The organism is Variovorax sp. RA8, assembly GCF_901827175.1.
GTDB lineage: Bacteria > Pseudomonadota > Gammaproteobacteria > Burkholderiales > Burkholderiaceae_C > Variovorax.
Window position 1 is genome coordinate 1,084,506 of sequence record NZ_LR594662.1, and the last position, 13,797, is coordinate 1,098,302.

Annotated in this window: 12 protein-coding genes; 9 read left to right on the plus strand and 3 right to left on the minus strand. The window is 70.3% G+C overall.

Annotated features, from left to right (window positions below):
- Positions 1-9 precede the first annotated feature (9 nt).
- Entirely contained in the window at positions 10-822 is an 813-nt protein-coding gene (locus tag E5P3_RS05200; RefSeq protein ID WP_162585002.1) for a methyltransferase domain-containing protein, read from the minus strand.
- 50 nt (positions 823-872) lie between these two features.
- On the opposite strand from E5P3_RS05200, the gene E5P3_RS05205 reads away from it, so the two are divergent.
- Positions 873-1,901 carry an AraC family transcriptional regulator gene (locus E5P3_RS05205; protein WP_162585003.1) on the plus strand — a complete coding sequence of 343 codons (1,029 nt, stop codon included), beginning with the start codon at positions 873-875 and terminating at the stop codon, positions 1,899-1,901.
- A gap of 10 nt (positions 1,902-1,911) precedes the next feature.
- On the opposite strand, the gene E5P3_RS05210 is transcribed toward E5P3_RS05205, so the two are convergent.
- Both E5P3_RS05210 and E5P3_RS05215 read right to left on the minus strand, forming a co-directional pair.
- Positions 1,912-2,619, minus strand: a complete 708-nt coding sequence (locus tag E5P3_RS05210; protein WP_162585004.1) for an RNA pseudouridine synthase — start codon at positions 2,617-2,619, stop codon at positions 1,912-1,914.
- Positions 2,616-4,277 carry an MBL fold metallo-hydrolase gene (locus tag E5P3_RS05215; protein WP_162585005.1) on the minus strand — a complete coding sequence of 554 codons (1,662 nt, stop codon included), beginning with the start codon at positions 4,275-4,277 and terminating at the stop codon, positions 2,616-2,618. The genes E5P3_RS05210 and E5P3_RS05215 overlap by 4 nt, the downstream gene beginning before the upstream one ends.
- Before the next feature lie 131 nt (positions 4,278-4,408).
- On the opposite strand from E5P3_RS05215, the gene E5P3_RS05220 reads away from it, so the two are divergent.
- From E5P3_RS05220 to E5P3_RS05255, 8 genes are all read left to right on the plus strand, one after another.
- Positions 4,409-5,410, plus strand: coding sequence for a Bug family tripartite tricarboxylate transporter substrate binding protein (locus E5P3_RS05220; RefSeq protein WP_162585006.1), 1,002 nt, complete (start codon positions 4,409-4,411; stop codon positions 5,408-5,410).
- A gap of 108 nt (positions 5,411-5,518) precedes the next feature.
- On the plus strand, positions 5,519-6,769 hold the full coding sequence (locus E5P3_RS05225) for a 3-methyl-2-oxobutanoate dehydrogenase (2-methylpropanoyl-transferring) subunit alpha (protein ID WP_162585007.1): 1,251 nt from the start codon (positions 5,519-5,521) through the stop codon (positions 6,767-6,769).
- A gap of 109 nt (positions 6,770-6,878) precedes the next feature.
- The gene (locus tag E5P3_RS05230; RefSeq protein ID WP_162585008.1) at positions 6,879-7,892 is read left to right on the plus strand and encodes an alpha-ketoacid dehydrogenase subunit beta; all 1,014 of its coding nucleotides are present in this window, start codon (positions 6,879-6,881) and stop codon (positions 7,890-7,892) included.
- A 4-nt stretch (positions 7,893-7,896) separates the two neighbouring features.
- A complete protein-coding gene (locus tag E5P3_RS05235) occupies positions 7,897-9,183 on the plus strand; it encodes a dihydrolipoamide acetyltransferase family protein (RefSeq protein WP_162585009.1) in 1,287 nt (428 codons plus the stop codon).
- An 87-nt stretch (positions 9,184-9,270) separates the two neighbouring features.
- A complete protein-coding gene (locus E5P3_RS05240) occupies positions 9,271-10,671 on the plus strand; it encodes an NfeD family protein (protein ID WP_232072988.1) in 1,401 nt (466 codons plus the stop codon).
- A gap of 2 nt (positions 10,672-10,673) precedes the next feature.
- Positions 10,674-11,450 (plus strand): slipin family protein, encoded by a 777-nt coding sequence (locus E5P3_RS05245; protein WP_162585011.1) that lies wholly within the window; start codon positions 10,674-10,676, stop codon positions 11,448-11,450.
- 86 nt (positions 11,451-11,536) lie between these two features.
- Positions 11,537-12,514: a magnesium/cobalt transporter CorA gene (gene corA, locus E5P3_RS05250; protein ID WP_162585012.1), complete on the plus strand. Its 978-nt coding sequence runs from the start codon at positions 11,537-11,539 to the stop codon at positions 12,512-12,514.
- A 5-nt stretch (positions 12,515-12,519) separates the two neighbouring features.
- Positions 12,520-13,737 carry an amidohydrolase family protein gene (locus E5P3_RS05255; RefSeq protein ID WP_162585013.1) on the plus strand — a complete coding sequence of 406 codons (1,218 nt, stop codon included), beginning with the start codon at positions 12,520-12,522 and terminating at the stop codon, positions 13,735-13,737.
- The last annotated feature ends 60 nt before the right edge of the window (positions 13,738-13,797 follow it).

A 13,797-nucleotide genomic window follows, 5' to 3' on the forward strand; every position in this document is an offset into this window, starting at 1 on the left:
ATTTCTTCTTCATCGCTTCTGCGCGGTGATGAGCAGCGCGGGCATCGCGAAGGCGACCCCGCTGCCCGGTTCGACGAAGGGCCGCAGCGCGTCCTGCGCCTCGCGCCGCAGGCGCTCGAACTGGTCGTCGTCCAGCAGGCCGCCGAGCGTCCACACGCAGGCGCGCTCGGTCGAGACCAAGGCGTCGATCGAATCGAAGCGCACCGTGCCCTCGTGTTGCGCAACGTCCGCCTCGTCGATGCCCGCGTCGGCGCACAGCGTTTGCAGGGTGGCCACGTCCCCGAGCACGAATGGCGCACGGAAGGCATTGCCAACCCGCTCGCCGAACAGCCGGTCGAGCAGTGCCGCCAGCGCTGCATAGCCGGGCGAGCGCGCGAGCCCGTCGCACACGGCCACGGCAAGACAGCCGCCGGGCCGCAGCACGCGCTTCATCTCGCGCAGCGCAGCCACGCGGTCCTCGAAGAACATCAGGCCGAACTGGCTTACGACCGCATCGAAGCTTGCGCCGGCGAAGGGCAGCGACTCGGCGCGGCCTTCGTGCCATTCGATCTCGGGATGCTTGCGCCGGGCCACCGCCAGCATCCCGGGGTTGACGTCCAGCCCGAGCACCGCGCCGCCAGGCGAGACGCGACCTGCCACCGCCGCGGTCAGCGCGCCGGTGCCGCAGGCCACGTCGAGCACGCACTGGCCCGGTCCGATATGCGCGGCCTCGCACAGCACGGGTCCCCACGGTCTGAAAAGCGCAGGAACGAACTGCTCCTCGTACACCTGCGCCGGCGAGCGCGGAGTGCCTGCGGCCGAGGGCGTGAAGATCTTGCTCATGGCTGCCTCATCCATCGTTGCGATCGGGTACGAGTAGCATCGGCGAGGCCATGAGCGCGAACCATGACCCTGCGTCCGGATCGCTTGCTGCGGCGTCCGGCTTCGACGTCCTGTCCGATGTGCTGCGCTGCGTGCGGCTGACCGGGTCGATGCTGTTTCTCGTGGATGCCCGGGCGCCCTGGATGTCATGGGCGCCGAAGGCGGACGCGTTCCGCCGTGTCGCGCTGCCCGACTCGCAGCACCTGGTCTCATATCACGTCGTCACGCACGGCGGCTGCTGGGCGGGGTTGCGCGATGCCGGGCCCGAACGCTTCGAGACCGGGGACGTGCTGGTCGTGCCGCACGGCGACGCCTATTTCCTTGCCGATTCACCCGACACGCCGCCGAGCTATGGCCCAGAGGAGGCGGTGGCCTTCTTCCGCAGCATGGCGGCCGGCGAAATGCCCTCGGTCGTGAGCGCAGGCGCCGGTGGCGACGACCGGGTGCAGTTGATCTGCGGCTTCCTCGGTTGCGACCGCAGGCCCTTCAACCCGGTGCTCGACGCGCTGCCGGCGATGATCCATCTGCGCAGCGCCATGCGGCCGGACGATCGCATGGGTCACCTGATCGAATTTGCGCTGTGCGAGTTGCGCGAGCCCTCCTCCGGCGGCCGGGGGGTGCGGTTGCGCCTGGCCGAACTGATGTTCGTGGAGGTGGTGCGGCGCTACCTCGAGACGGTCGGCGACGCGGGGGCCGGCTGGCTGGCTGGGCTGCATGATCCGCTGGTCGCGCGCACGCTGGCACTGTTGCACGCGTCGCCGGCCAGGCACTGGACGCTGGAGGCGCTCGCCGCCCAGGCCGGCAGCTCGCGTTCGGTGCTGGCCGAGCGCTTTGCGCATTTCGTCGGCCAGGCGCCGATGCAGTACCTCACGCAGTGGCGCATGCAGCTGGCGACCCGCCTGCTCGCCGAGCCTGGCGCGAGGAAGGTCGCCGCAGTCGCGGAGGCAGTCGGCTACGAGTCGGAGGCGGCTTTCAGCCGCGCGTTCAAGAGGCGCCTCGGCATGGCGCCTTCCGCGTGGCGATTGCGCGGGGCCGGTTGAGCAAAGAAGTTCAGAAGCGCTCGTTCGGCAGCAGATAGCGCCATTGGCCGGCCAGCAGCCCCGCCAGCGCCACCCGGCCGATGCGCAGGCGCCGCATGCCCAGCAGTTGCAGGCCGACGGCTTGGCACTGGTGCGCGATCTGGCCGGGCTGAAGACCCTTGACGGCGAAGCGCAGGCCGGTATGCCCCTCCGCCTGCTGGCTGACGCTGACGCGTGCCGGCGCCTGGTTCAGCCGCGCCAGCTGCTCCGTCCCGACCGGGCCGGCCACGTCGACGATGACTTCGTGCTCCAGCAGTCCCGCGTCCTCCTGCAGCTTGCGCTCGATGCGCCATTCCTGGGTGAAGACGACCAGGCCGCTGGCCGCGGTCTCCAGCGGCGTCATGCCGCGCTGCGCCGCCACGTGGCGCGGCAGGAACCTGAGGCCCGCGCGCTCGGGTGCGTGATGGTTCGCGGGCACGAGCAGGCGGTGCGCCTGCTCCATCGCGGTGCCGGCCGGCTTGTGAAGCAGCAGCGTGACCGGCACCACCGGGGCAGGCCGCGCGCCAGCCTCTATCTCCACCTGCTGGTGCGGTTGCACGCGCGACTGCGGCAGCAGCGCCGGCTCGCCGTCGACGCGCACCGCACCGTTTTCGATCAGCAGTTCGGCCTCGCGCCGCGAGCAGCCGGCCAGCGCGGCCACGCGCTTGGCCAGGCGGATGCCTTCGTCGCCTTCGTTCATTGCAACGCGCGCTGGCGGATGCGCTCCACGTGGGCGGCCAGCGAGCGCGCGGCCACCGGCCACATGCGCTGCGGCACGTCGTCGTAGGCGAGCGGCAGCCAGTCCTCGGGGGTGCCTTGGGGCAGCCGCTGCATGGCGGCGGCAATCTTGGCCTCGCGCTTGAGGCGATGGCTCTTCAGATGAGCGATGGCGGCACGCGCCTCGCGGATCACATGGCCGTGCGCCGGCAGGATGAAGCCGACGCCGGCTTCGGCGCAGACCGCGTCGAGCCGGTCGAGCGAATCGAGGTAGGCATTCATGTTGCCGTCGGGCGGGTCGACCACCGTGGTGCTGCCGTTGAGCACATGGTCGCCGGAAAAGAGCAGGCCATCTTCCTCCAGCACCAGGCACAGGTGGTTGGCCGCATGGCCGGGCGTGTGCACGGCGCGCAGCGTGTGCGCCGTGCCTTGGCCGTCCTGCAGCACCAGGCGCTCGCCGTCCTGCAGCACGCGCTCGGGCACGAAGTGCGACGACGGGCGCGCGGTCGGCGCCGAAGGCAGGCCGAGGATGGGCGGCTTCGGCGCCGCGCACAGCGCCTGCAGCGGCGCCGCGCCCGGGGAATGGTCGGCATGCGAATGGGTGCAGACGATCAGGCGGATGTCGCCGCCGGTGGCCTGCCACAGCCGCTCGATGTGGGCGGGGTCGTTCGGGCCCGGGTCGATCACGATGTAGCCGGTGGCCGCATCGCCCACGATGTAGCTGTTGGTGCCGGGGCCGGTCATCGCGCCGGGATTGGGCGCGGTCAGGCGCCGCAGGTTCTTCAGCAGCGCCACCGGCGCCTCGCTCTGCCAGCCGAGCTCATGCACGATCTGGCCGTCGGGGCAGACCAATGCCAGCTCGCCGTAGGGCGACTCGTGCTCCATGTAGCGCGCTTCCTTGCCGCGCAGCAGGCCGGCGCGCGGGCAACTGATCCACAGCGGGCCTTCGCCGCCCGGGCGGTTCGCGCAGGCGTCGAGCACCGCGTCGGCCGTTGCGTAGGACGCCAGCCGCTCCAGCGTGCGCAGCGTCGGGAAGATCATGAGGAAGCCGCCCGCCTGGTGCCGCGCCAGCGCATCGGCCGGCCGCACCCAGCAGGGCTCGAACTGCTCGGTCTCGTCGGCCACCGGCATCTGGCCTTCGGGCATGCGTGCGACCAGGAAAGGCACGTCGAAGCGCTTGGGCAGGTCCCGGTCGGTGATCCAGTGGGCCAGCGTGTAGACCTGGTCGGTGGCCAGGAGCAGGCCGCGCTCGGCGCACTGTTGCGCCAGCGCCACCGCGGAGGTGGTGCTCCGATCCATGGCCGCGACCGCGTCGGGGTCGACCGGGCGGCCGTCCGGATGCCGGGCGAGCAGCACGCCGAGTTCCTCGAAGCATTCGCGCACCGCGGCGACGGATTGGGTGAGCTGCAGATCGCTCTGCGCGGGCCGGCGCGCGGCGATCGTCTGGGCCGCGGCATCCGTGGCCTCGATGCGCCCGCCCGGAAACACATAGGCGCCGGGCGCGAAGCTGGCGCTGGCGGAGCGCCGCGTCATCAAGACCTCGAGGCCTTCGGGGGCGTCGCGCAGGAGCAGGACGGTGGCGGCGGGCAGCACGGCGGCCGCTTCGCGCGCGGGATGGAGTTGTTGGGTGGGGCGTGCCATGGGGCCTCATTATCGAGAGGCTGGCCGGGGCTGCAGATGGCATGGTTGCTGCTGCATAAGCTTCGATGCATTCGCACATGGGCCGCGCGCCACAATGCGCGCTCCGCTCCCGTCTCCTTCGAAGGATTGCCATGCCTGCTTCTCTTCGCGGCCCCCTGCGCCGCTCGTTCCTTGCCGCTGCCGGACTCGTGCTGGCGGCACCCCTCGCCATCGCCCAGGCCGATTGGCCGCAGCAGCCGGTCACGCTGATCATGGGCTTCCCGGCCGGCTCCGGCGTCGACGTGGTGGCCCGCACCATCCAGGAGCCGCTCGCGCAGAAGCTCGGGCAGCCGGTGGTGATCGACTACAAGTCCGGCGCCGCCGGCAACATCGCCAGCGAGTACGTCGCGCGCGCCAAGCCCGACGGCTACATCCTGGCCTTCGGCACGGCGGCCACGCATGGCAGCAACGCCGCGCTCTACAAGAAGCTGCCTTTCGACGTCGAGGCCGATTTCGTGCCGGTGGCGCCGGTGCTCGATGTCTCGAACGTGCTCACCATCAATCCCCAGGTCATCGACGTCAAGACGCTCAAGGAGTTCGTCGAGCGCGTCAAGGCCAGCCCCGGCAAGTACAACTACGCCTCCACCGGCAACGGCGCCGGCACGCACATGGCCTTTGCCGAATTCAATTCGCGCCTGGGTCTGGAGATGACCCACGTGCCCTACAAGGGGGGGCCGGAGGCCATCGCCTCGGTGGTGCGCGGCGAGACCTGCTGCATCATGAACCAGGTGCAGACCGTGCTGCCCCAGTACAAGGCGGGCAAGGTGCGGCTGTTGGGCGTGACCACCGCCAAGCCGGTGGCGGCGGTCAAGGAGGTGCCGACCATCGCGTCCAGCGGCCTTCCGGGCACGCAGGGCTTCGACAGCTCGATCTGGTTCGGCGTGTTCGCGCCCAAGGGCACCGACGCGCGCATCGTCGAGAAGCTCAACACCGCGATCCGCGCCGTGCTGGAGCAACCCGAGATCCGGGAGAAGTTCGAGGCGCAGGGCAATACCGTGCGCATCGAGACGCCGGCCCAGTTCAAGCAGACAGTCCATGCCAACCGGGTGAAGTGGGCCGAAGTGGCGAAGGCGGCGAAGATCAGCATCGATTGAGCGCGCGCCGCTCCCCAGGGCTGTCAAAGCGGCTTCGCGCACTTGCCCGGCTGCGCAAGCGTCCGAAATTCGCTAGGCTTTGGCTCACAACAACGCGGAGACAGCGCGATGAGCCAGGGCACACCCCCTCTTCGTCTGCACGTGCCGGAGCCGACCGGCCGTCCGGGCCATGAGACCGACTTCTCCTACCTGCATCTCTCGCGTGCCGGCGAAGTGCGGCGGCCGCCGGTGGAGGCTTCGCCGGCCGACACCAGCGACCTGGCCTACACGCTGGTGCGCGTGCTCGACGACGACGGCCGCGCGGTCGGGCCCTGGGCACCCGAGGCCGATGCCGCGCTGCTGCGCCGCGGCCTGCTTGCGATGATGAAGACGCGGACTTTCGACGCCCGCATGCTGATCGCGCAGCGGCAGAAGAAGATCTCCTTCTACATGCAATGCCTGGGCGAGGAGGCCATCGCCACCGGCCATGCGCTCGCGCTCCAGCAAGGCGACATGTGCTTTCCCACCTACCGCCAGCAGGGGCTGCTGCTGGCGCGCGACGACGTGCCGATGGTGGACCTGATCTGCGAGCTGATGTCCAACGAGCGCGACCCGCTCAAGGGGCGGCAGTTGCCGGTGTGCTATTCGATGAAGCGTGCCGGCTTCTTCTCGGTCTCGGGCAACCTGGCCACGCAGTTCATCCAGGCGGTGGGCTGGGGCATGGCCTCGGCGATCAAGGGCGACACGCGCATCGCCTCGGCGTGGATCGGCGACGGCGCCACCGCCGAATCCGACTTCCACACCGCGCTGACCTTCGCGCACGTGTACCGCGCGCCGGTGATCCTCAACGTGGTCAACAACCAGTGGGCGATTTCCACCTTCCAGGCCATTGCGGGCGGCGAGGCCACCACCTTCGCCGCGCGCGGCGTCGGCTGCGGCATCGCTTCGCTGCGCGTGGACGGCAACGATTTCCTTGCGGTGATCGCGGCTTCGCGGTGGGCGGCGCAGCGGGCGCGCAGCAATCTCGGGCCGACGCTGATCGAATGGGTGACCTACCGCGCGGGCGCCCATTCCACCTCGGACGATCCCTCGCGCTATCGGCCGGCCGACGACTGGCAGCACTTCCCGCTGGGCGACCCGATCGCACGGCTCGCGCAGCATCTGCGCGGGATCGGCGCGTGGTCGGAGGAGGAGCACCAGCAGGCGCAGTCGGAGCTCGAAGCCCAGGTGAGCGCGGCGATGAAGGAGGCGGAGCGCTACGGCTCGCTGGCCGACGGGCATCTGTTCGGGCCGGCGGCGATGTTCGAGGACGTCTACAAGGTCATGCCGCCGCATCTTGAGGAGCAGCGGCGGCAGCTTGCGCAGTTCCAGAAAGGGTGATGCGTATGAGCCCCGCCTGGTCGCTTCAGCGCGCTTCGGCCTTGCTCTCTCATCCTCTGAGGGACGGCTGGGGTGGGGGCGCTCGGTGGGCTGATTTGGAGCCTTCCTCATGCCCACCATGACCATGATCCAGGCCCTGCGCTCCGCCATGGACCTGATGCTCGAACGAGACGACAACGTCGTGATCTACGGCCAGGACGTGGGCTACTTCGGCGGCGTGTTCCGCGTCACCGAGGGCCTGCAGGCCAAGTACGGCCGCTCGCGCGTGTTCGACGCGCCGATCTCCGAGGGCGGCATCGTCGGCTCGGCCATCGGCATGGGCGCCTACGGGCTGCGGCCGGTGGTGGAGGTGCAGTTCGCCGATTACTTCTACCCGGCCTACGACCAGATCGTGTCGGAGGCCGCGCGGCTGCGCTACCGCTCGGCCGGCGACTTCTTCGCGCCCATCACCATCCGCATGCCCTGCGGCGGAGGCATCTACGGTGGGCAGACGCACAGCCAGAGCCCCGAGGTCCTGTTCACCCATGTGTGCGGGCTGCGCACGGTGATGCCCTCCAACCCACGCGATGCCAAGGGCCTGCTGATCGCCTCGATCGAGAACGACGACCCGGTCATCTTCCTGGAGCCCAAGCGCCTGTACAACGGCCCCTTCGACGGCCACCACGACCAGCCGCTGGTGCCCTGGTCCCAGCATCCGCTGGGCGAGGTGCCGGAGGGCTACTACACGGTGCCGCTGGAATCGGCCGCGGTGTTCCGGCCCGGCAGCGCGCTCACGGCCCTGACCTACGGCACGATGGTCTTCGTCTGCGAGGCCGCCGCGCGCGAGACCGGCATCGACGCCGAGATCATCGACCTGCGCAGCCTCTGGCCGCTGGACCTGCCCACGCTCGTCGCCTCGGTGAAGAAGACCGGCCGCTGCGTGATCGTGCACGAGGCCACGCGTACCAGCGGATTCGGCGCCGAGCTGACGGCGCTGGTGCAGGAGCACTGCTTCTACCACCTCGAGGCGCCGATCGAGCGCGTGGCCGGGTGGGACACGCCCTACCCGCATGCGCAGGAGTGGGCGTACTTCCCCGGACCGGCGCGCGTCGGCGCCGCCTTCCGGCGCGTGATGGAGGACTGAGCGAATGGGCGAACTCGCGATCAAGGTGCCGGACATCGGCGAGGGCATTGCCGAGGTGGAACTGGTCGCCTGGTGGGTCCAGCCCGGCGAGACAGTGGCCGAAGACCAGGTGCTGGCGGATGTGATGACCGACAAGGCCACCGTCGAGATTCCATCGCCGGTGGCAGGCAAGGTGATCGCGCTGGGCGGCACGGTGGGGCAGCTGATCGCGGTGGGTGCGGAGCTGATACGCATCGAGGTGGCGGGGGGCGGCCATGCCGAGGTGGCCGCCACGCAGACGCAGGAGCCCACCCTGGGGCCGGCACCTCCGCCTGCACCTGCGCCCGCACCCGCGCCCGCGGCCCTCAAGCCGGTGCCGGCACGCGCGTCCCCGCCCGCGCAGGCGCACTCGGAAGCCGGCGAGCGGCCCATTGCCTCGCCCGCGGTGCGCCGCCGGGCATGGGACCTCGGCATCGACCTGCGGCAGATCACCGCCAGCGGCACGGCCGGCCGCATCGTGCAGGCCGACCTCGACGCCTGGCTGGCCCGTCATCCCGGTGCCCAGCGCGCGCCGCAGCAGCCTGCGCAGGCGCCGAGCGGCGTGGAACGCCACGACGAAGAGGCTGTGCAGATCACTGGCGTGCGCCGCCGCATCGCGCAGCGCACCCAGGAATCGGCGCGCCGCATCCCGCACTTCACCTACGTCGAGGAGATCGATGTCGGCGAGATCGAGCGCCTGCGTGCGGTGCTGAACGACCGTCGGGATGGCGAGCGAGCGCACCTGACGCTGCTGCCGCTGCTGGTGCGCGCCGTGGTGCTGGCGGTGCAGCACCATCCGCAAGTCAATGCCCGCTTCGACGACGAGGCCGGCGTGCTCACGCGCCATGGCGCGGTGCACGTGGGCATCGCAACCCAGACCGAGGCCGGCCTGATGGTGCCGGTGCTGCGCCATGCCGAGGCGCGCGATGTGTGGTCGAGCGCGGCCGAGATCGCGCGCCTGGCCGCCGCCGCGCGGGCCGGCCATGCCACGCGCGACGAACTGAGCGGCTCCACGATCACCATCACCAGCCTGGGCGCGCTCGGCGGCATCGCCTCCACGCCGATCATCAACCAGCCCGAGGTGGCGATCGTGGGTGTGAACCGCATCGTGCAGCGGCCCGTCGTGCGAGATGGCGCGATGCTGCCGCGCAGCATGATGAACCTGTCCTGCTCCTTCGACCACCGCGTCATCGACGGCCAGCTCGCGGCCGAGTTCGTGCAGGCAGTGCGGGCGGCGCTCGAGTCCCCGGCCCTGCTTTTCATCGACCACTGAGCCGGCGGCGCGAGGGTTTGCGAGCGTATGACATCGCTGCGGCCCACTCCTAGAATCCGCCGCATGGGGTCCGCCAGAACATGGTTGATGGGACTGGTCCTCCTGGCCTGTTCGGCAGCGGCGGCCAGCGCCGAAGCCGTGTCTCCCGCGCCGCCGCCCGCGACGCCCGCGCCCCGCCTCGTGGTCCTGATGCAGATCGACGGCGCCATCGGACCGGCCTCCGCCGACTATCTGCGCCGCGGCCTCGCGCTCGCCGCCGCCAAGGACGCGAAGCTCGCAGTGCTGCAGCTCGACACCCCCGGCGGGCTCGACGCCTCGATGCGCAGCATCGTCAAGGATATCCTCGCCTCCCGCGTGCCGGTCGCGACCTTCGTCGCGCCCAGCGGTGCGCGGGCCGCCAGTGCCGGCACCTACATCCTCTATGCGAGCCACATCGCGGCGATGGCGCCGGCCTCCAATCTCGGCGCCGCGACGCCGGTGGCGATCGGCATGCCGACGCCGGGCCGGCCGGATTCGAAGCCCGGCGACCAGGGTGACAAGAGCGACAAGGGCGGCAAGAACGGGAAGGCCGCCGAGCCCGCGGCCGATGCGATGACGGCCAAGCGCCTGTCCGATGCCTCGGCCTACATCCGCAGCCTCGCGCAGCTGCGCCATCGCAACGCCGAATGGGCCGAGCAGGCTGTGCGCGAGTCGGTCAGCCTGTCCGCGAAGGAGGCCCGGGAGAAGCGGGTGGTCGACTACGTCGCGCAGGACGTGGCCGACCTGCTGATGCAGGTCAACGGGCGCGACGTGGAGATGGAGCGCGGCACCGTGCGCCTTGCCACGCAACGCGCGCAGCTGCTGGTGTTCGAGCCCGACTGGCGCAGCCGGCTGCTGTCGGTGATCACCGAGCCCAGCCTGGCGCTGATCCTGCTGATGATCGGCATCTACGGCCTGCTGTTCGAGTTCTCCAGCCCCGGCTTCGTGCTGCCAGGCGTGGTGGGCGCGATCTGCCTGACGCTGGCGCTCTTCGGCCTGCAGATGCTGCCGGTCAACTACGCCGGCCTCGCGCTGATCCTGCTGGGCGTGGCCTTCCTGGTCGCCGAGGCGTTCCTGCCCAGCTTCGGCGTGCTGGGGCTGGGGGGCATCGCGGCCTTTGCCTTCGGCGCGGTGCTGCTGATCGACAACGACGTGCCGGGCTTCGGCGTGCCGCTGTGGGTGATCGCGCTGAGCAGCGCCGTCTCGGCGCTCTTCATCATCGTGGTCGCGGGCATGGCGGCCAGGGCGAAGCGGCGCCCGGTGGTCAGCGGCGTCACGACCCTGGTGGGCACCACGGGCGAGCTGGTCGAGTTCGCCGACGGCGAAGGCTGGGCGCACATCCAGGGCGACTACTGGCGCGTGACCGGCGCGGGCGACCTGTACGCGGGCCGGCGGGTCCGCGTCAGCGGTGTGCAGGGCAGTGCGCTGCGGGTGGCGCCTGAAGGCCAGGAGTCGGCCGCGAAGGTCTGAGCATGTTCTTCAACTTCAGCTCTGCGCTTGCTGTCCTCGTCGTGGTGTTCGCGGTGCTGCTCATCGTCGCCTCGCTGCGCATCCTGCGCGAATACGAGCGCGGCGTGGTGTTCCAGCTCGGCCGCTTCTGGAAGGTCAAGGGCCCCGGGCTGGTGATCCTGATTCCGGGCATCCAGCAGATGGTGCGCGTGGGCTTGCGCGTGATGGTGCTGGACATCCCGAGCCAGGACGTGATCACGCGCGACAACGTCTCGGTGAAGGTGAACGCGGTGCTCTACTTCCGCGTGGTCGATGCGGAGAAGGCGATCATCCAGGTCGAGAAGTATTTCGAGGCGACCAGCCAGCTGGCGCAGACCACGCTGCGCGCGGTGCTGGGCAAGCACGAGCTCGACGACCTGCTGGCCGAGCGCGAGCGCCTCAACCTCGACATCCAGAAAACGCTGGAGTCGCAGACCGACGCCTGGGGCATCAAGGTAACCAACGTCGAGATCAAGCACGTGGACCTCAACGACAACATGGTGCGCGCGATCGCGCGCCAGGCCGAGGCCGAGCGCGAGCGCAGGGCCAAGGTGATCCATGCGGAAGGCGAGCTGCAGGCCTCGGTCAAACTGGCGGAGGCAGCCGAGATCCTGGCGCGCTCGCCGCAGGCGCTGCAGCTGCGCTACCTGGAGACCTTGACGGTGATCGCGGCGGACAAGAACTCGACCATCATCTTCCCGTTGCCGCTGGATATCGTGGGGCCGCTGTTGCAGTGGCTGCAGAAGAAGCCGGCGGGTTGATCGAAGGGCTCGGGCGTATGCCGGGCGAGCGGCACCTGCGCGTGGCAAGATGCCCCGTCCTGCTTCTCATCGCCTTTGGCCCCCGCATGCTCATCAACTGCGTCGTCTACGAGAACGGCACCAAGCTGGCCGACATTCCCGTTTCGGAGATCAGCGAATACGCCTCGCTGCCCGGCTGCTTCGTCTGGGTCGCGCTGCGCGACCCATCGCCGCAGGAGCTGGCGGAGGTGCAGGAGGAGTTCGGTCTGCACCCGCTGGCGGTGGAGGATGCGCAGCACGGCCATCAGCGGCCCAAGGTCGAGGAGTACGCGGACTCGCTGTTCGTCGTGATGCACCTGATGGAGCCGGACCAGGCCGAGCCCCCCGCAGAGGTCTCCGTGGGCGAGCTCGATGTCTTCGTCGGACGCAACTACGTGGTCTCGGTGCGCAACCGCAGCGACCACGGCTTCGTCGAGGTGCGCGAGCGCTGCGAGCGCGAGCCCGAGCTGCTGCGCAACGGACCGGGCTTCGTGCTCTACGCGCTGATGGACGCGGTGGTCGACCGCTACTTCCCCGTCATCGAGGCCTTCGAGGTCGAGCTCGAGGCCATCGAGCAGCGAATCTTCACCAAGGGCTCGGCGCGCGAGAACATCAAGCAGCTCTACGAGCTCAAGCAGCGCGTCACGCTGCTCAAGCACGCCGTCGCGCCGCTGCTCGAGGGCACCAGCAAGTTGCACGGGGGACGCGTGCCGCAGATCTGCGTCGGCACGCAGGAGTACTTCCGCGACGTGGTGGACCACCTGGGCCGCATCAACAGCTCCATCGATGCCATCCGCGAGACCATCGGCACCGCGATCCACGTCAACCTCTCGATGGTCACCATCGAGGACAACGAGGTCACCAAGCGCTTTGCCGCCTGGGCGGCGATCTTTGCCGTTTGCACCGCTTTCGCCGGCATCTGGGGCATGAACTTCGAGCACATGCCGGAGCTGAAGTGGCGCTACGGCTACTGGGCCGCGCTGAGCCTCATCGCGAGCCTCTGCGGCATCCTGTACTACCGCTTCCGGCGCGCGGGCTGGGTCTAGTTGCCATGTCTCGTGCCGCTCCTTCCCCGCTGCTGCTTCGCGATGTGCGCCCGCTCGGGGCCGCCGCCGTCGACCTGCTGGTGCGGGAAGGCCGTATCGCCGCCATCGGCCCTGCGCTCGAAGCCGAGGCGGGTTGCGTGGCGGAGGAGGGCGGTGGCGCACTGCTGCTGCCCGGCCTGGTCGAGGGGCATACCCACCTGGACAAGACGCTGTGGGGGTTGGAGTGGTACCGCAACGAGGTCGGCCCGCGCCTCATCGACCGCATCGACAACGAGCGTGCCTTCCGCCGGGCCAGCGGCCACGACGCGGCGGCGCAGTCGCTGGAACTGGCCAAAGCCTTCCTGGCGCTGGGCACGACGCGGCTGCGCACCCATGTGGACGTCGACACCGAGGCCGGCCTGCGCCATCTCGAAGGGGTGCTGCGCACCCGCGACGCGATGAAGGACGTGCAGCAGATCCAGATCGTGGCCTTCCCGCAGTCCGGCCTGCTGGGCCGCCCCGGCACGGCCGAGCTGCTGGGCCAGGCCCTGGCGCAGGGTGCCGACGTGCTGGGCGGCCTCGACCCCTGTGCGATCGACGGCGACCCGGTGCGTTCGCTGGACACGCTGTTCGAGATCGCGCAGCGCCACGGCCGGCCACTCGACATCCACCTGCACGAGCCCGGCGCGATGGGCGCCTTTTCGCTGGCGCTGATTCTCGAGCGCACGGCCGCGCTGGGCCTGCAGGGCCAAGTCGCGGTCAGCCACGGCTTCTGCCTGGGCGACCTGCCCGAGCGCGAGTGCGAGGCGCTGCTGGCGCGCATGGCGAAGCTGGGCGTGGTGCTGATCACCAGCGCGCCGGCCGCGCGCGCCGTGCCGCCGCTGCTGGCCTGCCGCCGCGCCGGCGTGACGGTGCTGGCCGGCAACGACGGCATCCGCGATACCTGGACGCCCTACGGCACGCCCGACATGCTCGAGCGTGCAATGCTGATCGGCCTGCGCTACAACCTGCGTCGCGACGACGAGCTGGCGATCGCGCTCGACTGCGTGACTGGGGCGGGCGCGCGCGGCTGCGGCTTCGAGGCTTACGGCCTGGCGCCCGGCTGCCGCGCCGACCTGGTGCTGGTCGAGGCGCAGACCATCGCGCACGCGGTGGTGGCGCGGCCGCCGCGGCGGCTGGTGGTGTCGGGCGGGCGCATCGTGGCGCGCGGCGGGGCGCTGCTGGCCGAAGCGGTGCTGCCGTGAGGCGCCTGCCATTCTCCAGACGCAGCGCGCGCCGGAGCAGGAGGCGTCCTCCTACATGGC